Here is a 24,401-nt window from a genome sequence, read left to right on the forward strand (position 1 = left end):
TGCCCGTGCTCATCCGGCTGTTCGGCTTCAAGGGCACGTTGAAGATCGCCGGTGTGTTCGTCGTCGGCGCCATGGTCTACGGCTGCGTGAAGGGCTGACCGGATCCCCGGTCGGGGTCATGTCTGCGGGGGCTGGCTCCTGAGTCGTTGCTGAACGGACACCACGGTGACGCCCCCGTCGGGGTGCCGGTCGAGTTTGCCCTCGTCGGCCAGGGTCGCGACCCGCTGGCGGCTGATGCCGCCGAGCATGGCGCCCGCGACGCTATAGGAGACGTGCTCGGCGGTGGGATGACCGGCCGTCATCGCGCACGCCCGGCCGAGCGGGGTCGACCACCAGGCGTCCGGGATGGGGGTCTCGCCCGGAAACAGCACACTGATCAGTTCGGTGGCCTTACCGGCCGCCTCGTGGTCGTCATCGCCGCGCAGGACTATGGACGAAGTGCGCGCGGCGACTTCCAGCTGCCAGCGCAGCTGCATCGCCTGTTCCAGGAACTGGGGCCCCAAAAGCAGTTCCAGGCCGCTCACCAGGGCTTGGGTCTCGGTGCAGATCTGTTCTTGCAGGGGGTCAGGGTTGTCAGGCATGACATCTCCAAGGGGGTTGACGCTTACTGTCAACCCTAACAGGGAGTTGACAGTAAGCGTCAACCCCTGACCTTGGGGCCCGGCCCTACTCGCTTTGGCGCCGTAGCTTCGGGAGTACTGGACCCGTTGAGTACTGCATGTGGAGTCTCGAAGAGATCCAGGCCGCAGAACGCTCCCTTCGGGCAGAGGCCGATCGGCTGGAAGCGCTCGTCCGCTCGACACAGGCCCAGAACGCCGTCTTGGAAGCCGAGAACACGGTTCTCTCCGAGGGGTTGCGACTGCTGGACGAGCCACATCCACGAGCTACTCGCGGAGAGTGATGCGTTGACGTTCGCTCTCCTGGGCTGCCTGCTCTCGGTAGCGTGCCAGCGGAAGACGCGACAGAAGGGCGGGGCCGGTGGCGAAGCGGTGGGTCCGGTACGTGGTGCCGGTGATGGTCGAGGTCGATGTCGACGACGACAAGGTGACCCGTGTGGTCACCCTGCCGGAGGAGGTCCGCGAGGACCGCGACGACATGGGCCACTTCCTCATCTACGACGAGAAGTTCGTCCGCCGCAGCGGCGACGACCAGCCCCAGGTGCACGCCTTCTGTGTGGGGGAACCCCGGTGGGCCGACGACCGGTTCCGGGTCGGCGGCCCGGCGAACTGGCCGGAGCGGTGGGAAGAGGGCTTCGGCCGGGATGAGTCCGACGACCGGTACGAAGAGATCAGCCCGTACGAACTGCGCGAGCGGTAGAGCCCTGCGGGGGTGTCACTGCTTGGGGTACTCGTACTCGCTGAGCGGGTACGCCCGCCAGCTCCAGGACGATCCGAAGGTGTGCTCGGCGACGATGACGACATGGTCGTCGGGCAGGCCGGCGCCGCTCTGCTCCGCGATGAGCTTGAGCAGGTCGACGTGGAACCCGTCCGGGATCGGCGCGTTGGCGGTGCTGCCGAAGTTGGCCGCGAGGGTGACCGGCTCGCCCGGGTAGATGCCGAACGCCTCCACCGAGGAGAACGTCGACCGGAGCCCGATGATGCTGCTCGCCTTCACCAGCGGCGCCCCGAGGATGCTGTTGCTCTTGTCGGCCGCGAGGACCCACACGATGGCCACGGTCCCTCCCTCTTCTCCTTGCTGATGGTGATCGGCTCCATCATCGGCAGTGCGGCGGCGCCGCGGGGCCGTACAGTCGAATGGGCGTCCGCAGCCAGTTCCGATGGCTGCGGACGCCCTTCGTGCGCGCGGGGAGGTCAGCGGTCGACGACGTCCTTGTCGAGGTCGCGGTGGACCAGGGCGACGACCAGGCCCCGGCCGGTGAACGCCTTCGCGGCGTCGGCGAGCCCGTACGCGGCGGCCCGCTCGGCGTCGCCGGAGATGACGGTCTGCAGCGCCATCGCCGTTGCGGCGGCCCGGTGGCGACCGCCGGCGCACTGGGTGACCACGGTGACGGGCGCGGCCGTGGGCCCGGCGAGGTAGCCGTCGATCTGCAGCGCGGTCGCGGCGAGCACCTGGCGCACGCCCGAGGTGTCCATCACGGTGTCGCGGACGGCCTGATCGTGGGCGGTCATCTGCCGCATGGCCTGGTCGATCTTGTGGGGGTCCCGGAAGTGCACTCGGAGATCGAGCGCGATGGTGGCGCGCTGCAGGACGTCGGCGTACTCGCCCTCGGCCCCGTCGTGCAGGCGGCCGACGGAGACGATCGTGACGTCCGCCGGGGCCTGGGCGACGATCCGGTCCCGGCCCGGGTTCCAGCCGGTGCAGTGCTCGCGCACCGCGCCGTCCTTCCCGCGCACGGTGATCTGCCACGACGGCCAGCTCCCGAGCGGGCGCGGGCCGCGGTCGATGGCGAGGACCTCGTACTCGCTGCTCTCGTACCCGTGGTCGTAGCGGCCTCCGACCCGGCGCGGGCCGACCTGCAGGGCGACGTGCTCCTGCCAGGTCATCTCGAAGCCTTCCTCGCGGTCTCCGAGCAGCTCGGCGGGCATGTCGTTGTCGCACTCCGGGCAGCTGCTCCATGCCTGGGAGCTGACGGTGCCGCAGCTCGCACAGGTCCAGGACGGGCGCTGGCAGGCGTGGCATGCGTCGTAGTGCGGCGGGTTGTCCTCTCCGCACGGGCATCCCCATGAGCGGCCGGCGCGCTTGGCGGCGGCTAAGGCGGTCTCGTACGTCACAACGTCTCCTTGCTCTCGGTCGGAAGGTGGGCGAAGTAGGCGGTCTCCGCCGCGTCGTTGAGGCGGTCGAAGTCGGCACGGCAGGGCGGGCAGTGCGGAGAGCCGTCCGCAATTCCGTGGCGCAGGTGGGACGCCACGTAGGTCTCCTCGTTGACGCCGTACGTGTCCTCGAGCCTGACCAGCTCTCCGTCGGTCCACAGAACGGTCTGGCCGAAGCCGTACGGCGGCAGTTGAACCGCGTCGCCGGGCTGGAAGTGGCCGGGCCGCTCCCACACCGCACGGCGCCGCTGGAAGAGCTGAGACAGCTTCACGCGTCGCCTCCGGTGCCCTGCCCCGTGGCCAGCCCGAGGGTCTCGGCGGCCAGCCGCTTGCGGTGCTCGTGCGTCTGCTCCAGGTTCGTGCGCAGTTCCTCGGCCTCCTGCGTGACGTCCTGCGGGGTGAGCGGTTCGGCCTCCGGGTGGCCGGCGGGCAGGATGCGCGTGCGGTACACCTCGGTGGCGTCGGGGTCGGTCCAACCGCCGGTGTTGGCTGCCGACGTCGCAGCGTCCGACCACCGGTCCAGCGCGGTCCGTGCCTCGTCGACGGCGACGATGTACGCGTGGTGCGCGGCGAGCCAATGGGCCGCGCTACTCAGCGCCTCCCAGCGCACGTCCACCAGGTGCAGCGCCCGGTCCCGCTCGCGCCGCGCGGCCTCCTCACGGACCAGCTCCTCGCGGAGCGCGTTGTAGGTGAACAGCGCGGTGAACACCGGGCGGGTCCGGCCGATCGCGGCCTTCACCTTGTCCTCGGGCGCGCCCGGGTGCTGGTCCATCCAGCGGTGCACCACCTGCTGCACCTCCTCGAAGCTGGTGCCGGTCATGCCGTCCAGCTCGATCGGGGCCATGGTCGTCATCGGGTCCTCCTGGGGCCTGTCGTCGGGGTTGATGCCTTGGTTGCGCAGTGCGCGGTAGACGGTCGGACGGCTCGTGCGGGCGGCTTCCGCGAGTGCGGTGATGCGGGTTTCGCCGGCCAGCCACGCCGCGGCCATCAGTTCGTCGCGCCGGTCGGGGCGCGACCAGTCCCGCAGTGCGGCCATCGCTTCGTCTCGTCTGGTGCTCACTCATCGAGAGTGCTGTAACGCTGCTTTACATGGCAAGCCGCTTTACAGTGCCCGGCCGGATCGTTGCCCCTGCTTGTCCGGATCGGCTCCGTGCTGGGGGAGTTGGCCGGATAGGGGCCGGGTGTCGGCGGCCGTGGCTACCGTCGTCGTATGGCGCTGGACGACGCGATCAGCAAGGCGAGGCGGGAACAGGAGCGGCAGGACGAACAGGCGCGGCTCAAGAAGAAGTGGGAGACAGAGGCGCAGCAGCGGGTGCGGGAGCTGGGGGCCGAAGCGGTTGCCCGGCTGGCGCCGTACGCCGGCCGGGAGTCCCTGCACTTCTACCGCCCGGTCCGCGGGCCGCAGAAACGCACCACCTACCAGCAGGCCGGATCGTGGTGGTGCTGGCGCATCAGGGACCTGGAGGGCGGCTCGGTCATCACCCCCCGGGTCATGCTGCTCGTCGCGGCCCCGGACAGGACCACGGGGCACTTCGCCGCGGTGACCCTGAACCAGCCCAGGACCGACAAGGGCCAGTACCTGACGACGACGGCCGCGGACCCGGTCGGGCCGGTCCACTACTCCAAGCAGCACCCGATGGCGTTCTTCGGACCGGAGTGGGTCAACTACCTGGAACAGGATGTGGCCGACGCCATCGTCCGCTACGAACGCGAGGGCTGACGGCCCGGAAGACGACCGGGCCCCGGGCGGCTGTCCGCCCGGGGCCCTGCTGCGTCCGCCCGCCCTACAGCACGCCGTACATGGCGTTCTCCTCCCAGCCCTCGCCCTCCTCGAAGTAGCCCTCCATGACGGCGCTGTTGGGCACCCATCCGCCCTGCTTGGCGATGACCTTGCGGTCGTTGCCCGCGCGGCGGGAGGACTCGGCGCCGCCGCGGCGGGGGGAGTGGCCGGTGGGCCGGAAGTCCAGGTCGGCCCACTTGCCCAGCCGGGTGATGACGTCGCCGATGGTCTCGGGGTCGAGCCCGCCGTCCATGACGGTGTGCCAGCGGGGGTGGAGCGGCTTGTAGGCGAAGTCGTCCGGGTCCGTGAGGCCGGCCGACTCCTTCCAGGCCCGCCACCCGCGCACCGGGCAGGTCACCGGGCGCGAGCCGTAGGGGACCTTCACCGTGCGGGGGTTGGTCTTGGAGACCCGGACGTCGACCACCAGGCCCTCGGGGACCTCGATCATGTGGCGCAGCCGCAGGAAGGCGACCTCGTGCTCGCGGCCGGTGATGGCGAACTGAGTGAGCCCGATGGAGCGGTCGCGGATGCCGAGCCGGTTGTCGGGCACGGCGAGCACCGCAGTGCGCAGGTGCTCGACCAGCAGGGCCGGGGCCGGACCCCGGCCCCGGGTCTCCTCGGTCTTCTCCATCTCCTTGACCTTGGCCTTGAGCACCCGGCGGGCGCGGGCCGCGACGGTCTTGTGCAGCAGCAGGTTGTACTGGGTGCGGCCGGTGACGACCACGCCGGACAGGCGGCGGTCGATGGTCGAGGGCGCGGTGTAGGTGCCCTTCTTCCAGCCGGGCTGCCACCACAGCCACTCCACGAACGCGGTGAGCGAGCCGGGCGTGATGGCGGTGACCGGCAGGCCGAGCAGCGCGGTGAAGTGCTCCCACTGCTTCCAGTCGGCGGCGTAGCCGTCGACCGTGTTCTTCGGGCGCAGGTTCTGCTCGTGCTGCTTGGAGCGCTCCTCCAGCTCGGCCAGCTTGGCGAGGACGTCGGGGGTGAACTCGGCGGGCGCGGCGCCGTCGCCGGCCGTGGCGGGAAGGACGAACGAGGGTGTCACAACGTGCCGAACGTCCGTGCTCGTCTCGGTCTGCTCCATGATGCTCCGTCACACCCCTTTTTCTGTAGCAACTTTCGTCGCATCTTTATCCCGCATATGTGAGGTTATCCGGGCTGAAGGGGAGGGCGGGGCAGCGGCGCCCCGGACGGCGAGGTCAGCCGGTCCACTCGCGCAGCGCGGGGTGCTCCGTGTTCAGCAACAGCTCCAGGTCGGTGCTGCCGTAGGGCCAGCGGGCCACCCCGCCGTCCATCTCCAGGTGCACCCAGGTGCGGCTGGGCAGGGTGTAGCCGACTTCGAGGGGCACCTCGGCGTCCGGGAGGCGGTCCGGCATCGGCACCGCAGTCGAGCCGCAGTCGGCGTAGAAGAAGGTGCCGGTGCCCCGGGTGACCGCGATCGGTGCGTCCCAGCCGAGCATGCCGTCCTCGTCCGCGCCGTGCTGGTGCAGGTTGAGGCGTGCGGTGAAGGGGGCGGGCAGGTCGGCCAGCACGGCGGCGTTGGCCGCACGGTCGGCGTCCGGGCCGGGCTCGGCCCCGACCTCGACGGCGACCTGGACGTACCGCCCGGACAACACGCCGTAGTGGACCTTGAGGAAGCACGCCGCCTGGTGGGCGGGCCACTTCGCCGGGGTACGGCGGAAGATCTGCCCGACGGCGGCGACGTAGGCGGGGGTGTAGAACCCGGGCTCGGCCAGATGGCGGCGGATCCGGGTCAGCGCGACGGCCGCGCCTTCGTCGGTCAGCATCCGGTCCAGCAGCGTACGTGCGGCCTTCTCGTGCGCGGTCCCCATAGTGGCCCCCTTCTCCAACACCCCGGCGGCGGCAGGGTAATGGGCGCCGCTGACACCGCCCCGCACGCAGCTGCCCGGCGACGGCGTCGGCCGGGGGTGTCCGCTTTCGATGTGACGGTCCGGCGCATGAACTGGATCAAGAAGCGTCTGACCCGCCCGGACTTCACCGCGCGCCACTGGATAGAGCTGTACGCCTGGCTGCTGGCGGGCCTGGTCGTCGACCAGCTCGTCCGCTGCGGCGGCGACGGGTTCGACTCGGGGGTGCGCTCCCGAAGCTGCCGCGAAGTGACAAGTAGCTCTCTGTAACCGACCCTGACCTGCGGCGTCTGCTGGCCGATTCTCCGACGGCGGAAGCACCTTGACGCCTGTTCAGTGCGCTGACCTGCGAAGTCGTCGGGATTCAGGATTCATGAACTCGCGCTTCGGCCCGGTACTCCCGAAGGTGCCGCCGGGGGACATGTCCCCCGGCGGCACCTTCGGGAGTACCGGGCCGACTCCGGCTCCCTCTGGCACATGGGCGTCGCGCTCGTCGTCCTGGCGGCGGTCCGCACCGGCCTGCTGCGGTGGCTCGCCGTCCTCAAGCGGGACTGACGCCCGGCCAGCCCGCCGGTACGCGACAATCGGCGGGTGCCGGAGTTCCCCTCGATCACTGCCCTGGACAGCCTCCTCGACGACCTGGTCGTCGGCGAGGCGAGGCGCCGTCAGCTCGGCATGGTCCGCGGGGAGCTGCGGCGGGCCCTGGTACGGGGCGCGCTGCCCACCACGGCGCGCGGCAGTCTGCGGCGCCTCCTCGAGGAGCAGGCGCTCGCCGCGTACCAGCGGCTCGCCGAGTCCGGCGAGCTGCGGGCCCGCCGAGTGCAGGGCGGCTATCCGCCCACCTCGGAGGCGACCAACGAAGCCCGCGCGCACTGCCTGGACCTGCTGCGCACGGCGTACGGGCTGCCCGCGCTGCAGCTCGGCGCCGGCGGGCGGGTGCCGCCCCAGCCCACCCCCGACTTCGCCGCGCTCGCGGGCCTGCGCCGCCAGCTCGACCAGGACCTCGGCGGGGCGATGTCCCCGGGCCGGACCCGGCTGACCGCGGTGCTCGCCCTCGTCCTGGACGCGGCGCCGCGGGCCGGGGAGCTGGTGGCGATGCGGCTGCCCCACCTCGCCCCGAAGTGCGAGGCGGTGTACGTCGAGCGGCATCCGCAGCACGGCGGCGGGGCGGCGGGCGGCGACTGGTTCGAGCTGTCGCCCCTCGGCCGGGCCGCCGTCGAGCGGTGGCTGCCGCTGCGGGCGGACCTGGTCGAACGGGCCCACGGCACCTCGAAGTTGTGGGTGAGCCTGCACCCCAACCACGATGGCGTCCTGTACGGCGAGGGGGAGGGGAGAGCGATCCTCCGTCCGCCCGGGATGCCGCTGGAGGAGAAGGGCCTGATCCTCAGCTACGGCTCCGGCCGCAGCCGGTACGGCCTGACCGGACTGCTCCCGGCGAAGCTGGAGGCGCTGCGCCGTGCGGTCCTCGACCACGCGCCGCCCGTCACCCGTGGGGATGCTCCCGCGACGGCCCCGGCCGAGTAGTTCTCTCCTTCCTTGTTGCCGCTGACCTGGTCTTTTGGCCCGCAAGGGCGCGGGGCGCCCCAAAGGGCCTGTTATTACGGTGAGCGGGCCGCTTGCGGTCGATCTAAACGACGTCGTTTACTGGATTCCATGGCGAAGAAAAGGATCACCCTGCACCTTGAGGTCCGGCAGGCGGGACGTCTGAGGGCATTGATAAGGAGGCACCGGAAAGCCGAAACGCAGTTCGTCGAGGAACTCGTGGCGGAAAGGGCAGAGGACCTGACGGCGGAGGAGGGGTCCAGGGAGTGGGAGAGGGCGGTCGCGCGGCTTCGCCGGCAGGCCCGCATAGAGGCGGCGGCGGTGCGGCCCGAGCGGTGGCCCTCGCTCGACGTGCTGATGGGCCGGGCCCTGGAGGCGCGGCTGCAGCTGCCGGACACGGCGGGCCCGTGGCCGCCACTGACCCGGGCCGAGCAGACGCGGCTGTCGCTGTCGGGCCGGTGGCCGGCTTGTCTGTCCGGGTGCGAACTCGGCACTCGGGAGAGGGCGTTCACGCTCGACGACGACCAGGTGCTGCGGCTGCGCACGGCGGCCTGGCGCATCAGTGAGCCGGTGCTCAACGAGATGGAGGCGAAGAACCTGATCGGCCCGCAGAGGGACCTGAGCGAAGAGGCCCGCGCGGAGCGCGAGCGGCTGGCCGCGAAGCTGTTCCCGTCCAGCCGGATCGCACGTCAGGCGGTCGAGGACCACTTCCCCGTCCCCCTGGTGACAGAGCCCGCGGAGTGACGCAGAGCCGGAAACATTTAACGACGTCGTTTACTATTTCCGGCTTCGCCCGCGCGTATTTATACGAGCGACTTTCGGCCGCAATTCACCTTTCAAGGAATGTTTGAAAATGCGGCGGAAAGGGTTTATGACTGCTACGGTTTCAATTCCCTCGACGTTCGGGAGGCATGAGTGAGCAGCACGACCACGGCGGCGGAGACGGAGATCCCGGCCAGCCGTACCGAGCCGGGGGAGGCCCCGGCGAAACCGAAGGTGTACGGCTGGGGGCAGGCGCCGGCGCATCTGCGGACGCAGACGCAGATGGCCGCTGACCGGCTGAAACCGGCGCCGGGGCAGAAGCCGGTGGCGTACTTGTACATCCAACGGCACGGCCAGTTCGATCTGTACGACCCGGCCGACGCGGTGAAGATGAAGCCGCTGGGGTCGTCGACCAAGGCGAAGATGCGCGCTCGGCGGACCTGCCCGGAGTGCGGCAAGGTCCGCAAGTACCCGGTGCGCAAGCGGTGTTCGGCCTGCTGGGACAGGGCGGAGAAGGCGCGGCAGCGGCTGCAGGCACGGACGTGCTGGGACTGTCGGACAGTGCGGGAGCGCCCGCTGCCGAAGTCGCACGGCCTGTGCCCGGACTGCCGCCGCGCGCAGCTGCAGAAGCAGCGGGAGAAGGCGGTCGCCTGGGTCGAGGAGGTCACCGTGTGCGCGGGCGAGGGCTGCACGGTGAAGCTGGTGACGAAGAAGGAGGCCCGCGCCCACCAGAAGCAGCAAGGGGGCTCGTGGTGGAGCCGGGCCGCGCACTGGCCTCGGCGGTGCCCGCCGTGCACGGAGGCGGAGGAGCTGCGGCAGGCCGAGCAGCGGGCCCGGTGGGAGGCGGAGGAGCAGGCGCGTCGGGAGGCGGAGCGCCAGGCGGCGCGGGACCGGGTGCGGTGGGCGGCGGAGGCGCTCGCCAACTCCGACGTCCTGGTCGTCGATACTGAAACGACTGGACTGGGGGCGGACGCGAGGATCGTTGAGATCGCGGTGGTGTCGTCCAGCCGTGAAGTCCTGCTGAACACGTTGGTGAACCCTGGGGTGCCGATTCCGTACGAGGCGTCGCAGATCCACGGCATCACGGACTCCGACGTCGTCTCGGCGGAGTCGTTCTCGCAGATCCTCGACCGGCTGTCCTCTCTGCTCACCGGCAAGCGTGTGCTGATCTACAACAAGTGGTACGACCTCGGCGTGCTGCGCCATGAGCTGACGCTGCACTACCTCGACCGCGCAGCGCGGGAGGCAGCCGAGGAGACGGTGCGCACCGGCACGGTGCCGGAAGACGTCCGAGAGCGGGCGGTCGCCGAAGCGTCGAAGCAGGCATCGGCCTGGCTCGACGCGTTGACCGTCGAGGACGTGATGATCCCGTACAGCGACTGGGTGGGGGACTGGTCCGAGTACCACGGCAACAACCGGTGGCAGCCGCTGGATGGCGGGCACCGGGCCGCGGACGACTGCCTTGCGGTGCTGGACTGCTTGGCCGCGATGGGACGTAGCTACGAGAAGGCGGCCGTCGTGGACGGCCTGGACGTCGTCGAGGTGGCGTGAATGTCGCAGATCAGGCTCATGGACTCCGACCCGGGCCGGGCGCGGCGCACGGCGGAGGCCGTCATGCGGGCGCTGGAGGCGTCGCCGGAGTTGGTGGCGACGAACATGTCCGAGGCGGTGCCGAACCACCGGGGCTCGGGCGCCAGGGTGTTCCTGGAGGTGATGCTCCTGGAGGCGCCCGCCGACCGTGGCTCCGGCGTCGAGGACCAGGAGGTGACGGTCGAGCGCGAGGACCGGGCGGCGCCCGTTGCGGCGCGGGCTCTGCCTGCGGGGCGGCGACGGCTGGCGCGCTGAGCGCCTCAGATCCGGTCGGAAATCCCCGCGGGTAACGTCCGGGGTACAGGTCAGGCAGGCTGATTCGGAGAGCCGAGCACACCACGTTCGCGGAGCCGGGCGAGGTGGTCCAGCCCGCCCGGCCGGTACAGCGGGCTGGTGTCGACGTCGGCCTCGGCTGCGCGGACGCGGCGGGCGGCGGTACCGGGCTGGGGAACGGCGGGGGCCGGGGCCTGCGGGCCGTGGCCCAGTGGCCGGCGCGGGGTGCTCATGCGGCGATCGTACGGAAAGGGCCCTCATGCGAGGGCCCGTTTCTATAAGAGGTGCGGCAGGGGTGCAGGTCAGACGGCCATCCCGTAGACGATGGTGAAGACCGTGCCGATGGAGCCGATGATGAAGACGCCGGTCAGCCCGGCGACGATGAGGCCCTTGCCCTGCTCGGCACTGAACGTGTCGCGCAGCGCGGTGGCGCCGATGCGCTGCTTGGCCGCTCCCCAGATCGCGATGGCCAGGCACATCAGGATGGCGACGGCCATGACGACCTGGACCATGGTGCGGGCCTCGGTGCCCAGGGAGCCGAAGGGTCCCCAGTCGGGGGCGATGCCGCCGATGATCGTGGTGATGTCGCCCTTGTCGGCTGCCAGCAACATGTCGTGTCCTCCCCGTAGTTGGGTCGTGCAGGTTATCCGGCGATCCGGTCGGCGGCCTGGTCGAGGGCTGCGGCGTCGTTGAGCGAGGCGTTGTAGCGCGCGGCCCGCTGCGGTGACCAGTGGCGGCGCCGGTAGGCGAACAGGCTGGCCAGGGTGACGAAGCGGAAGTTGCCGCGGACCTCGGCGACCAGGTGCCCGCCCTCGATAAGCTGGCCGACGGCGTACGGACGCACGCACAGCAGGGACGCGGCCACCGGGACGGGGACGGTCATCTCCTCCCAGCTCCCGGCCCACACCGGTTCGCCGTCCAGCTCCTCCTCGTCCATGACCTCCCCCTTCTGTTGCGGCGCGTGCCGCTGGTTCAGCGTCCGCTCGGTGCGTTGTTGAGGAACTCCATGCGCTGCTGCGCGGCGAGCAGCTGGCGCCGGTCCAGTGCGGGGAGCTGCCGCAGCAGGTTGATCAGCTCCGGGCCGCTGGCGCGCCCGTCGGCCGAATCGGTGATCTGCGTCCAGCAGTAGTGGGCGCTGCGGGCCGCGTCGAGGACCTCGACGGCGTCGGGCGACTGGTGGGCCAGGCGGGTGCGGGCCGCCGCGATCCACAGCTGGGTGGCGAGCAGGTGGTTGCCGGACATCTTGGCGAGGTCCGCGCGGATCTCGGTCCACTGCGTGGCCTGCGGGGAGCTGGCCCCGTACTTCTGCAGGGCGTACTGCTCCCACGCGACGGCCATCTGCGCGGCCTCCTGGTGCTGCCCGGCCTGGGCCGCCGCAGCGATGTAGGGGCGGGGGTCCTGCTCCTGCGGCGCCGCGACCGGCTGCTGCTGGACGGGGACGTGCTGCTGGGGAACCGGCGCCGGGGCGGGGGCGGCCTGTTGGACCGGCGGGGCCTGGGCCGGAATGGGTTGGGCGGGAGCCGTGTACGGCGCCGCCTGCTCCTGAGGCTGGGCCTGTGGCTGCGGGCGGGCCAGGGGCTCCGGGCGCGGACGCCGTGCGGGCGGCGCCGTCTGCTGGGGGACGGGGCCCGGTGCGGGCTGCGGGTGGTAGGCGGAGCGCACCGGGTGGTGCGTCTCCTCGACCCGCTGGTGGGTGGCGGAGGGCAGGTAGTGGGCGAGGGCCTGCTCCTCGTCCCACTCGTCGGCCGGGGGCACCGGGGCGGGGGGCGGCTCGGGCTGGCGCCGGCGGGGCAGGAAGCTGGTGTCCCCGGCGAGGAGGCGCTGCACGTTCGTCATCGGGCGCCGAGGCTCGGCCGGGTGCTCGATCTCCGGGGTGGACGGCAGGACCACGGCGCCGGGCGGGAGCGGCGCGGCGGCGATGGTGAGGGCGTGCAGCCGCGCGTTGGAGGGCCGGTCGGGGTTGCGGCGCAGCTGGTCGATCCAGGTCCGGGTGTAGGGGCTGACGCCTCCGTCACCGGAGAAGCCGGGCGGGGCGATCACCCCGTACGCGTCGGCGGAGGGGGAGGCGGGCAGCGTGCCGTACTCCTGCACCAGCTCCCAGGCCCCCTTGTCGGCGGCGACGTCGAACATGACGGTGGTCAGCCCGGCGGGCCGGTCGCGCAGCTCGCTCCCGAGCCAATCCCAAGGCAGTGCCGTATATCGGGTGGTGGCGGTGGTGGTGCCCGGCAGGGCGAGGTAGAGCTGCTGGGCTCGGCGGTCCACGGTCAGGCGGCCGGAGAGGTAGAGGAGCAGCGGGCCCGGAGTGGCGGCGGCGGTGCGCAGCCGCATCAGCAGGGCGTTCTGGTCGCGGGCGCCGTCGAGGTACGTGGTGTCGGTCGGGGCATCGCTGCCGAGCAGGACGGGCACGGGCACGAGCGACAGGGCGGCAAGGTTGGCGCCGGGCTCGACCTGGACGCTGCGGCGGCGCGCGGCGACGTCTCCGGCGATCAGTAGTACGTGCCCCCGCTGCTGCTGTTCCGCCCCGTTGATCTGCATAGACAGCACCGTACTCACACGCGAAAAACCCCGGCGGGCCTTTATCCGCCGGGGCATTGCGCTGAAAGCTGAGCTGTTCAGAGGTCGATGTCGTCGTCGAAATCGTGGTCGGCAGGCTCGGGTTCTGGCGCGGTGCGCGCCTGTTCGTAGGCAGCGACGCGCTGCTGGTTGGCCTGCCGCAGGGTGTCGTGCTCGGCGGGGTCGGGCATCCAGATGCCGCCCGGGTCCAGGTGGAAGCTACCCATGGCGGCGCGGACATCGGCACCGGTCAGGTGGCCGCCGCGGTCGTGCAGGGCCTCGGAGACGCTGGCCACGGCGTCCCGTACGCCGGGGTCGTGGTCGATGAGGTAAACCGCGTCCCGGTGGGCCTGACCGGAGTCGAGGGGTTGTCCGGCCACGACGCGGTCCCAGACCCGGCCCCGGTCGCCGGCTCCCGCGACGCCGTCGAGGTTGCGGAGCAGGCTCTCGTCGTCGTACCCGAGTTCTTGCAGGTAGCGAACCTCGGTGGGGGCGCCGATCAGGGAGATGACGGCCTGGGCCTGCGGTGGCAGGGTCTCCCCGACCTGTTCGACGAATCCCATGGTGCGGGTCCGTTCCTGGTATCCGGCGCGGGCCTGGAGCACCGGTTCCCCCAGCCCTTCGGCGATGACGGCGTGGGCGGCCTCGTGGCGCCGGTTGGACTCCTCCATGTGTGCGGGGTCGACGTAAGGGCGCCACCAGTCGAACCCCACGTGCTCGCCATCGGTGAACCGCCGCATCACAGATCGATGTCCTGGTCGTCGCGGTCGGCGTACAGCTCGGCGACGGTGCTGCTGCCCCAGCTGTCGGGGTTGCGCTCGATCCGCTCCGCCAGATCGGGCCCGACCTCCTGCAGGATGCGCGTGGAGCGTTCCTCGACGAACCGCTGGAACTCCGCTTCCTTCGCCGGGTCGTTGCTGGTGAGCGGGTCCCATCCGCCCTGCTCGATGGGGTGCTGCTGCCAGTACTCGCCCATGGCGTGGGAGCGGGCCGCCTGGTGGGCCTGCTCGGCGGGGCTGACCGGCTCGATGGGCCGGGCCGGGATGATGCCGGCGGCCTCGGCACCGGGCACGACCAGCTCGTCCCACTGGCAGGCCGCGTACTCGGCGTACTCGCCGGAGCCCTCGATGTAGCGCTGGCGCTGGGTGTCGCCGTACCCGGCAGCATCCAGGTCCTGCTCGTACGCGGCCAGCTGGCCCTCGTACGTCGTCGGCTCGGCGACGGGCACCGTGACCGGTGCCCAGATGTCCGTACTGCCCGGCTGCGGGTTCTCGCCGTTCACAGGCCGATCTCCACTTCCTCGTCGATGTCCGGCTCCGGCTCCGGCTCGGGCGGCGGGGTCGCCTCGAAGGAGCGGGGGTGAGAGGCGTGGTCGAGGGCGCGCTCGGCGGTGCTGCGGGCCGCCGAGCCGCCGTGTTCGGCCGCGGCGTCCATGATGTCGTCGGCGCTGAGCCCGCCCGCGCCGATCAGGTGCTTGGCGTGCTGGGCGGCCAGCTCGTACGAGACGACGCTGCCCTGGTCGATCTGCTCGCCCTTCTCGCTGGCCCGCTGTAAGGCGCTGGCCTGCTGCTCAAGGGAGGTGAGGACGGGCAGCACGGCGGCGGCTGCCTGCTCGCGCTTCTCGGCGTCCGGGTCGGCCGGGGTCCTGTCGGTGTCGCTCATCAGCGTTCTTCCTTCCGTGATCGGGGAGTTGGGGTTACAGGTCGATGTCGAAGTCGTCGTCGACCTCGGGGTCCGGCTGCTGTGGCGCCGGGGCATCGTGCTGCCGCTCGGGCGGCCAGACCGTGCCGGTGGGCCCGTGGACGGTGACCTCTCCGGGGTGAACCTCGGCCTGGACGTGGCCGCGGTAGACCAGGGCGCCGCCGGGCAGGAACTGCAGAGCCGGGTGCGTACGGACGTCGTCGGTCGGGCGGACCGCGTCCTCGGCGGCGAGCGGCGTCGAGTCGACGGTGCAGCCGTCGATGGACAGGCCCTTCTCGCCGACCTCGACGGTGTGGCCCTGCCACTGCCGGATGAGGCGCCCCTGGGGTGCGGTCGGCTTCACCTGGCCTGCTCCTCGCGCTCGGCGGCGGTCAGCTCGACGGGTGCGGGGTGCCCGGCGGCCTTGAGCAGGGCGGTGACGTTCAGCTCGTCGCCCGGCTCGATGCCCCGGCTCTCGCGGGCCTCGCTCGCGGCGACCAGTGCCTCGACGCTCTTGCTGATGGCCTCGACCCGGGCGACCTCGGTGTGGTGCTGCACCACGGCTTCGCCGATGCGGGTGTCCCGCACGATCAGGGCGAGGGCCTGGTCGTTGCGGTGGTCGGCTGCGGCCATCCGTCGCTCGTGCTGCTGTTCGCGCTCCAGGCGCCGGTCGGTGCGCCACAGCGGGGCGCACACCGCGTAGACGGCGGCGGTGCCCAGCAGCCACAGCAGGGCGCGCAGCGGCCAGATGGGGGTCCAGGCGGCGATGCCGAGCAGGGCGAGGGTCCCCCCGGCGGCGAAGGCGAGGGAGGTGATCTCCTTGTCGCCGTGGCGCTTGGCGGCCGAGATGGTCCCGGCGGTGCCCGCGAGGGCGGTGAGCAGTCCGCAGATCCACAGCGGCTGGGTGGAGCCGTCAGGCAGTTGTTCGTGCCAGCCCCACGCCAGTGCGGTCGCCGCGGTGGTGACCAGGCCGGGCGCGATACGGCCGAAGTGCTCCCACAGCACTCGGGCCGCGCTCTTCACGGGTGGGAGCGGCTCGACGTCCGGCACGTAGGGGGCGGTGATCTGGTGTTCGCGGCTGATGAGGTACTCAGCCGGATCGAACCGCACGGGCTCGGTCTCGTGGCTCACAGTTCCATCTCCATCTCGGGCTCGGGGGAAGGGTGTTCGGGCGCGGCGTCGGGAGTGCCTGGGGCGGGCTCCTTGTCGCTGGCCATCTCCGGTTCGCGTTCGGCGTGCCGGATGCGCTCGTGGTCGGCGATGACCGGCGCGAGGGCCTGTTCGGCGTGGTCGACCAGGGCGCCGGGGGCGAGGCCCGGGTGGCGGCCGTAGTTGCGGAGGTCGAATCCGGCCTCGTCGAGGCGGTCGAGGGCGGCGGTGTGCAGGACCTGTTCGCCGGTGTAGGCGGCGGTGCCGGCCATCCCGCCCTGCTCCAGCTCGGCCAGGACCTGCTCGCTGGGCTGGGGGCCGGGCTGGCGCTGTGCCTCCCATGCCACGGTCAGCGCGTCGATGGGCGCGTGCCGCTCGTCGAGCGTGACCATCGCCTGGTAGACCGCGGCCAGCTCCGGGTTGGAGAAGTCGTTCTTCTCCAACCAGCCGGTGACCTCGGCCAGTTGACCGGGCTGGTAGAGCAGCGAGGCGACGGTCTCCGCCTCGGCCTGCAGATCGGTGCGGGCCCGCTCGGTGCGCGGCACCGGGGCGAGGGGCTGCTCGGGTTGGGTGTCGAGCAGGTTGCGCACCATCTCCGGCGCCGCTTTCCAGGCGGCGTCCAGGGCGGCGAGGCGCCGCCCGGTCTGGTCGGCGTGTTCCAGTGCCTGGCGGGCCTGGTCGACCTCGGCCTGCCGGGCAGTGGTGCGTAACTGCTCGCCCGCGTGCTCGACGCTGCGGTGGATCGCCGCCTCGAGCGTCATCCCGCCGTACAGCGGTGCGGTGCGCGGATCGGGGCACGCGTTGGCCAGTTGGGCGAGCCGGGCCGGGGTGAGCATCTGCCGGATGCCCTGCTCCTCGATCCCGGCCACGGCGGCGCTCACCGTGGCCGGGACCTCGTTGGGGGAGACCTGCGACCAGTTGATCGAGTGGAGGGTCTGCCACAGGGCGGCGTGGTCCGGGCGCGAGAAGGCGCCCGGCGGGATCCACTGCATCGAGGCCAGCGCCTCGGGGCGGAACAATGCCGCCCCGAGCAGCGCTTCCTCCGCCTTGCGGGTGAGCCTGGTCACCGGGCCACCCCCGGCTCGTACCGGATCAGCGGCGCGGTCTTGGCGAGGTACAGCGGGTGGCGCGGGTGCCCGGCCTGCGTGGTGCCCAGGGCCCACAGGCGGGCCCCGTGCGCGGTGAGCAGCGCCTCGACGGCGCGGGCCCGGGGCAACCGTCCCCAGGTGCCCCAGCCGACGGTGATGTCGGTGACGGTCTCGGCGAGGAACGCGAGCACCAGGTCGTTGTCCGGGCCGATGATGTCGACCCGGTGCATCAGCGCGTACGGGTCACGGCAGCGCTCGGCGAACAGGTTGGCCAGCACCAGCCCGCCGTGTCCCTCCCGCTGCGCGTAGCCGACCAGGCGGCGCACCGTGGCGTCGTCGTGGGCAGCCGTGGCGGTCGACGGGTTGAGCAGCACGAACGCCGCGTACGTGCTGCCGGGCGACCAGGTCCGGGTGAGCGTGTAGCGGTGGGCGTACCCGGGGCCGAACGTGGCGGTGGCGCCCTCGTGCTGGTGGTGGATCAGGCCGTGGGCCTCGGCCCAGGTGCGGATCTGCTCGGGCAGCGTCACGGCGTCACCTCCGCCGCGTCGGCCAGCTCGGCGAGAACCCGGGCGTGGCACGGCTCGCCCTCGGTGCACCAGCAGCCCAGCCGTCGGCCGCGCAGTCGGGGAAGCTCCCGCGCGACCAGGTCGGCGTGCTGGTCGAGCCAGCGCTGGTACTTCTTCACGCAGGTCTCGGCGTCGCCGTGCTTGCCGACGACGAACGGGTTGGCGAGCAGGTGACCGGCAAGGTGCCAGCCGCCCCGGTACATGGGGCGGCCGACGTAGACGACGTCGCTGATCTCCGGGTCGTTGCGGCGGCCCTTGAGGCACACCACGGTCGTCGGCCCGGAGGCCGGCGCCGCGCTCTCCTCGACCTCGCCCTGCTCTTGATCCTCGTCGAACAGGTCGAGGCCCAGCTGCAGCCCGCCGTTCATCTCCGGGTCGAAAGGCTTGCGCGTCATGCCGCCTCCGTCCCGTGCAGGACGGCCCGCAGCCGGGCCCCGATCCAGGTGCCGACCTGCGGTGAGACGGCGTTGCCGAACCCGTCGACTTGGTCACGGGCGGAGCCCCAGACGGAGAAGGTGCCGCTGTAGTCGCGGAAGTCGACGTCGAAGCCGCAGCCGCGGCCGATCTCGTGCGCCGCCATCATTCGGTAGAAGCAGTCCTCCAGCGGCAGCTCGGCGAGCGATGCCTGCCACTGGGCCATGAGCAGCGCGGTCGTGTCGCGCGAGGTGAGGGTGCCGAGCGGGTCCGTGACGGGGTGCGGAGCGGTCTCGGTTCCGGTGGGGCCGTTCTGCTTGTACCAGCTGGCCGCCGTCAGCACGGCCGGGATCTGCTCCGAGGTGAAGGTGGGCATCGCCTCGGCGTGCAGCGTGGGAAGCGTGTTCTTCCGGTACGGCAGGACACCGGACGACACGATGGCGAGGGTCTCCGAGCCGACCTGGGTGGGCAGCGGCTCCCCGGCGCCGCGCGCCGCTCCCTGGAAGTTGTCGACCGCGAGCGCCATCGGCGGCAGTGCGCTGGCGGCGTCCGGGGTCCACAGTGGCTGGACGACCGGACCGGTCGACAGGATCGCGGTCTCCTGCTGGCTGGTCTGCGTGGCCATCGGCTGGAGCAGGAGCCGCTCGGAGCCGTGCACGCCCTTGGCCGGCATGAGGATCGCCGGGAAGTCGGCGAACCGCTGTCGGCAGCGCTCGGCGCGCGCCATCGACGACCGCGCCAGCGGCCCCACGAAGCCGTCCTTGAACGTCTTGATCGGCTTGTCGCCGATACGCGTGCCAAGGTCACTGAGGTCGAGGGCGGCCAGCGAGGGCGTCATCGGCGGGACGACGGGGCGGCGGCAGGACGGGCACCGGTACTCGTACTGCTTGCCGTACATCACCGTGCCGGACGCCGGGATGCCGGTCTTCCACGTCCACACCGCCTCGACGTCCTTGTCACAGCGCCCGCACCGGGACACCGGCCGGTGCTCCAGGTCGGGCATCGGCAGGGACTTGTCGACGAACACCCAGTAACCGCGGTCCCTCGACTGCGGCACCCCGAAAAACTGGCTGTTCAGGTACAGGACCTTCGCGGGGTGGTAGCCGAGCAGTTCGAACTGACGCAGCCACCACCTGTAGGTCGAGCCGTCCCCGACCGACTTGCGGCCCGGGAGCGCGGGCCCCCAGGACGTGAGCTGGGTGGTGCACTCGACCAGGATCAGCCGCGGGTGGTGCTGGGCGGCGTACTGCAGCACGCAGTTGGCGGTTGCCCGGTCCCGCTCGGACCTGGTGACCCTCGCCTCGTAGTCGGGGTCCTCCAGTTCGAACAGCGTCAGGCCCTGCTCGTAGGCTCGGAGCGTGTTGGCCAGAGAGTGGTTGACGCAGCTCACCCCGGCGGCCAGGAGATCGGCCGGGGGAAGGTCGCGGGCGGAGTGGTAGTCGGAGGACTCGGGGTTGACCAGGTCGGCGATCCAGTGCTCGGCCTGGGGGTGATTCGCCTCGTGGACCTCGACCTTGTACCGCTTGTGGTTCGCGGCCATGATCGTGGTGAATCCGGCGTCCTCAATGCCCTTGGTGAGCCCGCCGAAGCCGGAGAACATGTCGACGGCGACCAGCTCGTCGTGGCGGAAGCGGCGGCGGCGAAGGGCCGGCCGGTGGGTGGCTGTGCGCGTCTGCTGCATCGTGCGGCGGGCCATCAGACGGCCCCCTCGTCCCAGAACCAGTGGTCGAGCTGGTAGAGCTGCAGGTCACCCAGCGGGATGGTCTGGCTGCCGGTGGCGCCGTCCTCGACCTCGCCCCGGGCTTCGGGCAGGCGTTGGGTGATGAACAGGCACTGCGGCAGGTCTTCGTAGTCGTACTCGGACCGCAGGGTCCACACCTGGCCGGGAGTTGCCACCAGGACCGGGTCGTCCCGGCGTACGGCCTGTTCGACGACGGTCAGCGCGGTGACCGGGTCGAGCAGGTCCTGCGTCACCAGCTGGTGTACGCGGGAGTTGGTCCACTCGGCCGCGTGGACGGGGCCGATCAAGTCGTGCAGTGGGGTGGTGGTCATGACGGGTCGGCTCCTTCCTCGGCGGCCGGGGTGAAGTGGGTGAAGGCGTACAGCGGGTAGTGCGCGAGGTCGGCGGTCCGGGCCCGGCGGGGGAGCAGCCGGGGACGGGGCCGCGCGCAGCGGCACGGTGGCGTCCACAGAGGCGGGGCGACGGCGGCGACCTGCCCGCAGGTGCGGCAGTCGGCGACCTGGAGGGTTCCGGTCAGGCGGTGGGCGAGCGTGCGCACGGTGGTCTTCACCGGCCCACCCCCGCCCACCAGTCGCCGATCAGCTCGGCGGCGAGGTCCTCGCTGATGGCGAGGGCGAGGGCGATGTCGGCGGTGGTGCGGCCGGCGGCGCTCATCTCGCCCGCCATGCGGGTCCAGGCGAGGCGGCGCTTGGCGGGCGGGACGTAGCTGCTGCCCGGCTCGACGGCCAGGGCCGGGACGTCCGCCTCTCCGGTCTCGATGGCGACGCCCAGGGCGAGCAGCAGGTCGCGGGCGTCGGCGGCGTCCGTGGCGAGCGCGGTGACCTTCTTGGCGAGGTCACGGTCGGCGGTCAGGTGGAGGGCCATCACACCAGCCCCTTGAAGGAGCGCCAGATGCTGATGAGCACGATGACGGTGATGACGGAGCCGATGATCGCGCCCTTGGTGGTGGAGCCGAGGACCTTGCTCAGGGTCAGCGGCACCTTCCAGGCGATGCCGAAGACGGTGAGGACGTAGGCGATCAGCCCGGCCCCGGCGGTGTCGAAGAGGTCGGCGCCGCCGTGCATGGCCACGATCCCCACCAGGGCGGCGACCAGGCTGGCGGCCAGGGCGGTGAGGCGCTCGGCGGTGTAGGTGCCGGTGGGGGCGATCCTCATCGAGTCACCGCCGTACGCGGGGCGGGGAGGGGGAGGTCGATGTTCGCCAGCTCGACGGCCGCGAGGCAGGCCCGCATGTGTTCGGCGGCGGTCTCGGGGTGACGGCCGTACTCGTAGGCCCACGCGGCGACCGCGCGGGCCGCGCCGTCGGTGCCGAGCCGGGCGGCGGTCTCGTGGATCAGCGCGCGGGTCCGGTCCGGGTCCGCGGCGAACTCGCTCGCCGGGGCCTGGGAGACGAACAGGATCGTGGCGAGCGTCGTGGTGACGCGCGAGGTGGAACGCACAGCAGCCTCCGCAGAAGGAGAGAAGGGGTGCTGCCCGACCCGGGCGGGAGGTCGGCGCCTCTACCGCCCGGGGCGAGCCGAACAGCGGTGGATCAGTGGCCGGTCGTCTGGGACGAAGCGGCCTGGGAGCGCTCGGCGGTCAGCCGGGCGACCTCGGCGCGGGCGGTCTCGGCGGCCTGCTGGGCCGTCTCCGCCCGCTGCAGCGCGGCGTTCGCAGCGGGGTCCGGGATCACGTCAGCTGGCGAGCAGCGCGTGCGGCCGGACCGGCGGCCGGGGGCTCCTGCCGGCCGTCGCGCTCGTGCGGGGTCGGGCGCATCGGCAGCGGGGGCCGGGAGACCTCGCCGAGCGCCAGGCAGCGGCAGTTCTCGATGCCGTTGCGGGTGACGACGGTCTGGAAGTCGCGGCAGTCGCGGCAGCGGGGGCCGATCAGTCCGGTGACGGCGAGCCGGGGGCCGACGATCAGCGCCAGCGCGGGGTTCCCCTCCGGCGACAGGCGCAGGGCGGCCTTGTCGTCCACCTTGATGTCGGTGACGGGGGTGAGGCTGAGAGACTTGTTCACGGAGATCCCTCCAGTTCAGGGGTGTTCCGATCCGGAAGGCGTGCGACCGCCTGTCCGGGATGAAGCCGGGACCGGCAAGTCCCGGTGGAGAGGGGTTCTGGGGCCGGCAAGCCCCGGAGCCCCTCTCGCGTTATCCAATGTAGTTAATGCCTCCATTGACGTCAATGCCTCTAACGGATACGTTGTTGATGTCCGCAGAACTGAACTGGAGGTATTAGAGGTGACACTGTTGGCGCCAACAGCAAGGCCAGAGGAGGAAGTACTGGTGTCACCGTCCCCCGAGACCCCCGAGGGCAAGGCGCCCCGCAAGAAGGCGTCACCGGCGCAGCGCAAGCTCAACGCCTACGTCGACCCGGAGGTCCAGGAAGCCATCAAGCGAGCCCACTACTGGACGTCGAACAGGCCGCGCCCCGGGGGGTATCGGACCTTCTCCGCCCTGGTGGAGGACGTGCTGCGCGCGAAGGCGGAAGAACTGCAGACCGCCTTCAACGACGGACAGCCGTTCGACCCCATCCCTGACGGAGACACGCTCCAGCAGGGCCGACCACTGGGGCAGTAGACCGAGACGACAGAGGAGTTTTCCTGCATGAGCCACCCCCAGGGAATGGCCTCCGGCCCACCCGTGACCGTGGCCGCCCCCAACCCGATCGACTGGTCCGGCACGGCTGACCGCGTCGTGACGGACACCCCCGCGTGGGCCCTGGCCGTGACCGCCGGCGCCGTGCTCATCACCGTGATGGTCGTGGGCTTCCTGACGCTGTCTCGGGCCGCGAAGCGCCGGACGGCGAGGGAGCAGCACCACCGCGAGGCCCTTGAACTCGCCCGTAAGGAGGGGAAGGCGCTTCCGCCGGAGCCCCTGCACATGGACCCCAAGCCGCTGCTCGGCGGCATCGCGGTCAGCCTGTACGGGCTGTGGGGCTTCGCCACGGGGACGCTCGACCTGCCGATCATCTTCGCGATCGGCTTTGTGTCCATGTTCGACATCCTGGAGCTGCGGCTGTTCTCCACGATGTACAAGACGGCCGACCCGCTGCGGGGTTGGACACCTCAGCTGCGTCTGATGCGGGCGACGGCCTGGGGCTTCGTCACGGCGTCGGCCATCGCGAACATCGTGCACGCGCCGAATGTGTGGGCGGCGCCGTTCATGGCGGCGATGCCGGTTGGTGCGGCCTGGGTGATCGAGCTGCCGCTCAAGAGCGCGCTCGCTGGGGCGGAGCCGGAGGAGGAGAAGAAGCGTCCGGAGGGGACGAAGCCGGGCCCGTTCCGGCTGCTCGCGCTGATGTGGCGCCGTCTGTGGGCCTGGTGCTTCCGCAAGGCCGGTCTCGACGTCAACGACCGTGCGGACGAGATGGTCCGCCGGGCGCGCGCCCGGGATGCGGCGGACGCCTCGTACGAACTGCGCAAGGCGCTCAAGAAGAAGAAGGTCCTGGAGGAGGCTCTCGGCGGCGCCGCCGTGCCGCGGGGCCGGGGCAAGGCATCACCGGAGCAGAAGGCGCTGGATGCGCTGAATGCGGCGCTGGAGAACAAGATCCGGCCGAAGGCGCAGAGTGCGCTGGAGCTCGCGGAGACCCAGGATCCGGAGCAGGGCCTGCAGCTCATGCAGCGGATGGCCTGGCTGACCCGGGCCGACGACGTCGCGCTGCTGGACTACGGGCCGGACAGCACCGCGATGGAGCTGCTCGAGCAGCTGAACATCGCCGCCAACGCCGACTTCATCAAGTCCGCGAAGCGGGCGCAGGACGCTGAGGGCCGCGCGGCGGAGGCGGAGCAGGCCCGCAAGGATGCCGAAGCCGCCGTGGAAGAGGCTCAGGCCAAGCTGGCTGAGCTGGCCGAACGGATGGAGGGCTCCCGCGAGGAAGCGGAGAAGACCGCCGCGGCGGTGTCCGCCGAGATCGAGGCGGAGCAGCGCAAGCTGCAGGGCCTGCGCGAGGAACGGCAGATGCTGGAGAACAGCGAGGCGTCGGCCGGCCAGCTCTACCAGCGCACGTCGAAGGAACTGGACGAGATCCGCGGTCAGTTGACCGATGCTCAGAAGCAGGCCCGTGAGGCCCGTGAGCAGGTCGTACGGATGGAGGGAGAGCAGCAGACCCTGACCGAGCGTCTGCAGGACCTGGTGGAGGAGCGGGACAGGCTGGCCCAGGACGCGTCCGACGCGGGGGACAGGGCCCGTGAGGAGCGGGACAAGGCGCTGCGCCTGGAGGAGCGCCTGGCCGCGCTCGAATCCCTGCAGGCGGCGGGTGTTCCGGCGAAGGCGCCGAAGCAGCCCGGCCGGATCGACACCCGCATCAACGGCGGTTCACGCGGCGCCGCAGGGGAGAGCCGCCAGCGCATCCGTGAGCTGCTGGAGTCCATGGCCCCGGAGGAGATCACGGATGCCAAGGGCCCCCGGAACTCGATCCGGGAACTGGCCAGGCACCTCATCGCACGGTTCGAGCTGGAGCTTGGCGTGGACGCGGTGCGCGGCCACATCTCCGATATCGAGAAAGAGGACGCCCTGCAGTCCGAGGGCGACGGGGACGTGCCCTCGCCGCGCGGCGAGGACGACCAGGTCGAGGCCGACGAACACGCCAGGGCCACGGCGTGATCACCCGTCCACAGGCGACGGCCTGCCTCTGGGAAATCGCCGG

The 24,401-nt window shown here is 71.5% G+C and carries 36 protein-coding genes; 9 read left to right on the forward strand and 27 right to left on the reverse strand.

Features of this window, described 5'->3' with window-relative positions; genetic code table 11:
* Nucleotides 1-116: 116 nt before the first annotated feature.
* Nucleotides 117-581 (reverse strand): hypothetical protein, encoded by a 465-nt coding sequence (locus ACZ4D5_RS42740; RefSeq protein WP_467777947.1) that lies wholly within the window; start codon nt 579-581, stop codon nt 117-119.
* A 397-nt stretch (nt 582-978) separates the two neighbouring features.
* Here ACZ4D5_RS42740 and ACZ4D5_RS42745 point away from each other — a divergent pair, with 397 nt between their 5' ends.
* Nucleotides 979-1,317 carry a hypothetical protein gene (locus ACZ4D5_RS42745; RefSeq protein WP_431776464.1) on the forward strand — a complete coding sequence of 113 codons (339 nt, stop codon included), beginning with the start codon at nt 979-981 and terminating at the stop codon, nt 1,315-1,317.
* Nucleotides 1,318-1,332: 15 nt separating this feature from the next.
* On the opposite strand, the gene ACZ4D5_RS42750 is transcribed toward ACZ4D5_RS42745, so the two are convergent.
* From ACZ4D5_RS42750 to ACZ4D5_RS42765, 4 genes are all read right to left on the reverse strand, one after another.
* Nucleotides 1,333-1,674 (reverse strand): hypothetical protein, encoded by a 342-nt coding sequence (locus ACZ4D5_RS42750; protein ID WP_467777948.1) that lies wholly within the window; start codon nt 1,672-1,674, stop codon nt 1,333-1,335.
* 137 nt (nt 1,675-1,811) lie between these two features.
* Nucleotides 1,812-2,546: a RapZ C-terminal domain-containing protein gene (locus ACZ4D5_RS42755; protein ID WP_467777949.1), complete on the reverse strand. Its 735-nt coding sequence runs from the start codon at nt 2,544-2,546 to the stop codon at nt 1,812-1,814.
* A gap of 182 nt (nt 2,547-2,728) precedes the next feature.
* Entirely contained in the window at nt 2,729-3,043 is a 315-nt protein-coding gene (locus tag ACZ4D5_RS42760; RefSeq protein ID WP_467777950.1) for a hypothetical protein, read from the reverse strand.
* Nucleotides 3,040-3,831 (reverse strand): hypothetical protein, encoded by a 792-nt coding sequence (locus tag ACZ4D5_RS42765; RefSeq protein ID WP_467777951.1) that lies wholly within the window; start codon nt 3,829-3,831, stop codon nt 3,040-3,042. Before ACZ4D5_RS42765 ends, ACZ4D5_RS42760 begins: the two co-directional genes overlap by 4 nt.
* 150 nt (nt 3,832-3,981) lie before the next feature.
* On the opposite strand from ACZ4D5_RS42765, the gene ACZ4D5_RS42770 reads away from it, so the two are divergent.
* Complete coding sequence (locus tag ACZ4D5_RS42770; RefSeq protein ID WP_467777952.1) at nt 3,982-4,491, forward strand: hypothetical protein; 510 nt, start codon at nt 3,982-3,984, stop codon at nt 4,489-4,491.
* A 64-nt stretch (nt 4,492-4,555) separates the two neighbouring features.
* Here ACZ4D5_RS42770 and ACZ4D5_RS42775 read toward each other — a convergent pair whose 3' ends face one another.
* Both ACZ4D5_RS42775 and ACZ4D5_RS42780 read right to left on the reverse strand, forming a co-directional pair.
* Entirely contained in the window at nt 4,556-5,635 is a 1,080-nt protein-coding gene (locus ACZ4D5_RS42775) for a site-specific integrase (protein WP_467777953.1), read from the reverse strand.
* A 115-nt stretch (nt 5,636-5,750) separates the two neighbouring features.
* Nucleotides 5,751-6,383 carry a hypothetical protein gene (locus ACZ4D5_RS42780; protein WP_467777954.1) on the reverse strand — a complete coding sequence of 211 codons (633 nt, stop codon included), beginning with the start codon at nt 6,381-6,383 and terminating at the stop codon, nt 5,751-5,753.
* Nucleotides 6,384-6,509: 126 nt separating this feature from the next.
* Between ACZ4D5_RS42780 and ACZ4D5_RS42785 the strand changes: the two genes are divergently transcribed.
* The 5 genes from ACZ4D5_RS42785 to ACZ4D5_RS42805 all read left to right on the forward strand — a co-directional run bounded on the left by ACZ4D5_RS42785 (nt 6,510) and on the right by ACZ4D5_RS42805 (nt 10,568).
* Nucleotides 6,510-6,689 carry a hypothetical protein gene (locus ACZ4D5_RS42785; protein WP_467777955.1) on the forward strand — a complete coding sequence of 60 codons (180 nt, stop codon included), beginning with the start codon at nt 6,510-6,512 and terminating at the stop codon, nt 6,687-6,689.
* 321 nt (nt 6,690-7,010) lie between these two features.
* Nucleotides 7,011-7,943, forward strand: coding sequence for a hypothetical protein (locus ACZ4D5_RS42790; RefSeq protein WP_467777956.1), 933 nt, complete (start codon nt 7,011-7,013; stop codon nt 7,941-7,943).
* Nucleotides 7,944-8,180: 237 nt separating this feature from the next.
* Nucleotides 8,181-8,705 carry a hypothetical protein gene (locus ACZ4D5_RS42795; RefSeq protein ID WP_467777957.1) on the forward strand — a complete coding sequence of 175 codons (525 nt, stop codon included), beginning with the start codon at nt 8,181-8,183 and terminating at the stop codon, nt 8,703-8,705.
* A 171-nt stretch (nt 8,706-8,876) separates the two neighbouring features.
* Nucleotides 8,877-10,274 (forward strand): exonuclease domain-containing protein, encoded by a 1,398-nt coding sequence (locus ACZ4D5_RS42800; protein WP_467777958.1) that lies wholly within the window; start codon nt 8,877-8,879, stop codon nt 10,272-10,274.
* Nucleotides 10,275-10,568 (forward strand): hypothetical protein, encoded by a 294-nt coding sequence (locus ACZ4D5_RS42805; RefSeq protein ID WP_467777959.1) that lies wholly within the window; start codon nt 10,275-10,277, stop codon nt 10,566-10,568. It begins immediately after the preceding gene.
* Between the two features lie 50 nt (nt 10,569-10,618).
* On the opposite strand, the gene ACZ4D5_RS42810 is transcribed toward ACZ4D5_RS42805, so the two are convergent.
* The 20 genes from ACZ4D5_RS42810 to ACZ4D5_RS42905 all read right to left on the reverse strand — a co-directional run bounded on the left by ACZ4D5_RS42810 (nt 10,619) and on the right by ACZ4D5_RS42905 (nt 21,774).
* Complete coding sequence (locus ACZ4D5_RS42810; RefSeq protein WP_467777960.1) at nt 10,619-10,819, reverse strand: hypothetical protein; 201 nt, start codon at nt 10,817-10,819, stop codon at nt 10,619-10,621.
* Between the two features lie 69 nt (nt 10,820-10,888).
* Nucleotides 10,889-11,197: a hypothetical protein gene (locus ACZ4D5_RS42815; RefSeq protein ID WP_467777961.1), complete on the reverse strand. Its 309-nt coding sequence runs from the start codon at nt 11,195-11,197 to the stop codon at nt 10,889-10,891.
* Nucleotides 11,198-11,229: 32 nt separating this feature from the next.
* Nucleotides 11,230-11,523, reverse strand: a complete 294-nt coding sequence (locus ACZ4D5_RS42820; RefSeq protein ID WP_467777962.1) for a hypothetical protein — start codon at nt 11,521-11,523, stop codon at nt 11,230-11,232.
* 35 nt (nt 11,524-11,558) lie between these two features.
* Nucleotides 11,559-13,121 (reverse strand): hypothetical protein, encoded by a 1,563-nt coding sequence (locus ACZ4D5_RS42825; protein ID WP_467777963.1) that lies wholly within the window; start codon nt 13,119-13,121, stop codon nt 11,559-11,561.
* Between the two features lie 77 nt (nt 13,122-13,198).
* The gene (locus tag ACZ4D5_RS42830) at nt 13,199-13,879 is read right to left on the reverse strand and encodes a hypothetical protein (RefSeq protein ID WP_467777964.1); all 681 of its coding nucleotides are present in this window, start codon (nt 13,877-13,879) and stop codon (nt 13,199-13,201) included.
* Nucleotides 13,879-14,421 carry a hypothetical protein gene (locus ACZ4D5_RS42835; RefSeq protein WP_467777965.1) on the reverse strand — a complete coding sequence of 181 codons (543 nt, stop codon included), beginning with the start codon at nt 14,419-14,421 and terminating at the stop codon, nt 13,879-13,881. The genes ACZ4D5_RS42830 and ACZ4D5_RS42835 overlap by 1 nt, the downstream gene beginning before the upstream one ends.
* A complete protein-coding gene (locus tag ACZ4D5_RS42840) occupies nt 14,418-14,801 on the reverse strand; it encodes a hypothetical protein (RefSeq protein WP_467777966.1) in 384 nt (127 codons plus the stop codon). Before ACZ4D5_RS42840 ends, ACZ4D5_RS42835 begins: the two co-directional genes overlap by 4 nt.
* 34 nt (nt 14,802-14,835) lie before the next feature.
* Complete coding sequence (locus ACZ4D5_RS42845) at nt 14,836-15,183, reverse strand: hypothetical protein (RefSeq protein ID WP_467777967.1); 348 nt, start codon at nt 15,181-15,183, stop codon at nt 14,836-14,838.
* Nucleotides 15,180-15,950, reverse strand: a complete 771-nt coding sequence (locus ACZ4D5_RS42850; protein WP_467777968.1) for a hypothetical protein — start codon at nt 15,948-15,950, stop codon at nt 15,180-15,182. Before ACZ4D5_RS42850 ends, ACZ4D5_RS42845 begins: the two co-directional genes overlap by 4 nt.
* A complete protein-coding gene (locus ACZ4D5_RS42855; RefSeq protein ID WP_467777969.1) occupies nt 15,947-17,035 on the reverse strand; it encodes a DnaB-like helicase N-terminal domain-containing protein in 1,089 nt (362 codons plus the stop codon). Before ACZ4D5_RS42855 ends, ACZ4D5_RS42850 begins: the two co-directional genes overlap by 4 nt.
* Nucleotides 17,032-17,583 (reverse strand): DUF1643 domain-containing protein, encoded by a 552-nt coding sequence (locus tag ACZ4D5_RS42860; RefSeq protein WP_467777970.1) that lies wholly within the window; start codon nt 17,581-17,583, stop codon nt 17,032-17,034. Before ACZ4D5_RS42860 ends, ACZ4D5_RS42855 begins: the two co-directional genes overlap by 4 nt.
* Nucleotides 17,580-18,017 carry a DUF4326 domain-containing protein gene (locus ACZ4D5_RS42865; RefSeq protein ID WP_467777971.1) on the reverse strand — a complete coding sequence of 146 codons (438 nt, stop codon included), beginning with the start codon at nt 18,015-18,017 and terminating at the stop codon, nt 17,580-17,582. The genes ACZ4D5_RS42860 and ACZ4D5_RS42865 overlap by 4 nt, the downstream gene beginning before the upstream one ends.
* The gene (locus ACZ4D5_RS42870) at nt 18,014-19,732 is read right to left on the reverse strand and encodes a DNA cytosine methyltransferase (protein ID WP_467777972.1); all 1,719 of its coding nucleotides are present in this window, start codon (nt 19,730-19,732) and stop codon (nt 18,014-18,016) included. The genes ACZ4D5_RS42865 and ACZ4D5_RS42870 overlap by 4 nt, the downstream gene beginning before the upstream one ends.
* Complete coding sequence (locus ACZ4D5_RS42875; RefSeq protein WP_467777973.1) at nt 19,732-20,088, reverse strand: hypothetical protein; 357 nt, start codon at nt 20,086-20,088, stop codon at nt 19,732-19,734. Before ACZ4D5_RS42875 ends, ACZ4D5_RS42870 begins: the two co-directional genes overlap by 1 nt.
* Complete coding sequence (locus ACZ4D5_RS42880) at nt 20,085-20,327, reverse strand: hypothetical protein (RefSeq protein ID WP_467777974.1); 243 nt, start codon at nt 20,325-20,327, stop codon at nt 20,085-20,087. Before ACZ4D5_RS42880 ends, ACZ4D5_RS42875 begins: the two co-directional genes overlap by 4 nt.
* A complete protein-coding gene (locus tag ACZ4D5_RS42885) occupies nt 20,324-20,641 on the reverse strand; it encodes a hypothetical protein (protein WP_467777975.1) in 318 nt (105 codons plus the stop codon). The genes ACZ4D5_RS42880 and ACZ4D5_RS42885 overlap by 4 nt, the downstream gene beginning before the upstream one ends.
* Nucleotides 20,641-20,931, reverse strand: coding sequence for a hypothetical protein (locus ACZ4D5_RS42890; protein ID WP_467777976.1), 291 nt, complete (start codon nt 20,929-20,931; stop codon nt 20,641-20,643). The genes ACZ4D5_RS42885 and ACZ4D5_RS42890 overlap by 1 nt, the downstream gene beginning before the upstream one ends.
* Nucleotides 20,928-21,215 (reverse strand): hypothetical protein, encoded by a 288-nt coding sequence (locus ACZ4D5_RS42895; protein WP_467777977.1) that lies wholly within the window; start codon nt 21,213-21,215, stop codon nt 20,928-20,930. Before ACZ4D5_RS42895 ends, ACZ4D5_RS42890 begins: the two co-directional genes overlap by 4 nt.
* A 92-nt stretch (nt 21,216-21,307) precedes the next feature.
* Nucleotides 21,308-21,448: a hypothetical protein gene (locus ACZ4D5_RS42900; RefSeq protein WP_467777978.1), complete on the reverse strand. Its 141-nt coding sequence runs from the start codon at nt 21,446-21,448 to the stop codon at nt 21,308-21,310.
* Nucleotides 21,445-21,774, reverse strand: a complete 330-nt coding sequence (locus tag ACZ4D5_RS42905) for a hypothetical protein (RefSeq protein WP_467777979.1) — start codon at nt 21,772-21,774, stop codon at nt 21,445-21,447. Before ACZ4D5_RS42905 ends, ACZ4D5_RS42900 begins: the two co-directional genes overlap by 4 nt.
* Before the next feature lie 265 nt (nt 21,775-22,039).
* Between ACZ4D5_RS42905 and ACZ4D5_RS42910 the strand changes: the two genes are divergently transcribed.
* A complete protein-coding gene (locus ACZ4D5_RS42910; protein ID WP_467777980.1) occupies nt 22,040-22,333 on the forward strand; it encodes a hypothetical protein in 294 nt (97 codons plus the stop codon).
* A 27-nt stretch (nt 22,334-22,360) separates the two neighbouring features.
* The gene (locus ACZ4D5_RS42915; RefSeq protein ID WP_467777981.1) at nt 22,361-24,358 is read left to right on the forward strand and encodes a DUF2637 domain-containing protein; all 1,998 of its coding nucleotides are present in this window, start codon (nt 22,361-22,363) and stop codon (nt 24,356-24,358) included.
* Nucleotides 24,359-24,401 lie beyond the last annotated feature (43 nt).

The sequence above is a fragment of the Streptomyces sp. NPDC025651 genome (assembly GCF_055558735.1).

What these genes read in the sequence shown, in the direction of transcription:
- ACZ4D5_RS42740 (WP_467777947.1), bottom strand. Translation starts at nt 581, where the DNA reads ATGCCTGACAACCCTGACCCCCTGCAAGAACAGATCTGCACCGAGACC.
- ACZ4D5_RS42755 (WP_467777949.1), bottom strand. Translation starts at nt 2,546, where the DNA reads ATGCCCGCCGAGCTGCTCGGAGACCGCGAGGAAGGCTTCGAGATGACC.
- ACZ4D5_RS42770 (WP_467777952.1), top strand. Translation starts at nt 3,982, where the DNA reads ATGGCGCTGGACGACGCGATCAGCAAGGCGAGGCGGGAACAGGAGCGG.
- ACZ4D5_RS42775 (WP_467777953.1), bottom strand. Translation starts at nt 5,635, where the DNA reads ATGGAGCAGACCGAGACGAGCACGGACGTTCGGCACGTTGTGACACCC.
- ACZ4D5_RS42780 (WP_467777954.1), bottom strand. Translation starts at nt 6,383, where the DNA reads ATGGGGACCGCGCACGAGAAGGCCGCACGTACGCTGCTGGACCGGATG.
- ACZ4D5_RS42785 (WP_467777955.1), top strand. Translation starts at nt 6,510, where the DNA reads ATGAACTGGATCAAGAAGCGTCTGACCCGCCCGGACTTCACCGCGCGC.
- ACZ4D5_RS42805 (WP_467777959.1), top strand. Translation starts at nt 10,275, where the DNA reads ATGTCGCAGATCAGGCTCATGGACTCCGACCCGGGCCGGGCGCGGCGC.
- ACZ4D5_RS42810 (WP_467777960.1), bottom strand. Translation starts at nt 10,819, where the DNA reads ATGAGCACCCCGCGCCGGCCACTGGGCCACGGCCCGCAGGCCCCGGCC.
- ACZ4D5_RS42815 (WP_467777961.1), bottom strand. Translation starts at nt 11,197, where the DNA reads ATGTTGCTGGCAGCCGACAAGGGCGACATCACCACGATCATCGGCGGC.
- ACZ4D5_RS42820 (WP_467777962.1), bottom strand. Translation starts at nt 11,523, where the DNA reads ATGGACGAGGAGGAGCTGGACGGCGAACCGGTGTGGGCCGGGAGCTGG.
- ACZ4D5_RS42825 (WP_467777963.1), bottom strand. Translation starts at nt 13,121, where the DNA reads ATGCAGATCAACGGGGCGGAACAGCAGCAGCGGGGGCACGTACTACTG.
- ACZ4D5_RS42830 (WP_467777964.1), bottom strand. Translation starts at nt 13,879, where the DNA reads ATGCGGCGGTTCACCGATGGCGAGCACGTGGGGTTCGACTGGTGGCGC.
- ACZ4D5_RS42840 (WP_467777966.1), bottom strand. Translation starts at nt 14,801, where the DNA reads ATGAGCGACACCGACAGGACCCCGGCCGACCCGGACGCCGAGAAGCGC.
- ACZ4D5_RS42865 (WP_467777971.1), bottom strand. Translation starts at nt 18,017, where the DNA reads ATGACGCGCAAGCCTTTCGACCCGGAGATGAACGGCGGGCTGCAGCTG.
- ACZ4D5_RS42870 (WP_467777972.1), bottom strand. Translation starts at nt 19,732, where the DNA reads ATGGCCCGCCGCACGATGCAGCAGACGCGCACAGCCACCCACCGGCCG.
- ACZ4D5_RS42875 (WP_467777973.1), bottom strand. Translation starts at nt 20,088, where the DNA reads ATGACCACCACCCCACTGCACGACTTGATCGGCCCCGTCCACGCGGCC.
- ACZ4D5_RS42885 (WP_467777975.1), bottom strand. Translation starts at nt 20,641, where the DNA reads ATGGCCCTCCACCTGACCGCCGACCGTGACCTCGCCAAGAAGGTCACC.
- ACZ4D5_RS42890 (WP_467777976.1), bottom strand. Translation starts at nt 20,931, where the DNA reads ATGAGGATCGCCCCCACCGGCACCTACACCGCCGAGCGCCTCACCGCC.
- ACZ4D5_RS42915 (WP_467777981.1), top strand. Translation starts at nt 22,361, where the DNA reads ATGAGCCACCCCCAGGGAATGGCCTCCGGCCCACCCGTGACCGTGGCC.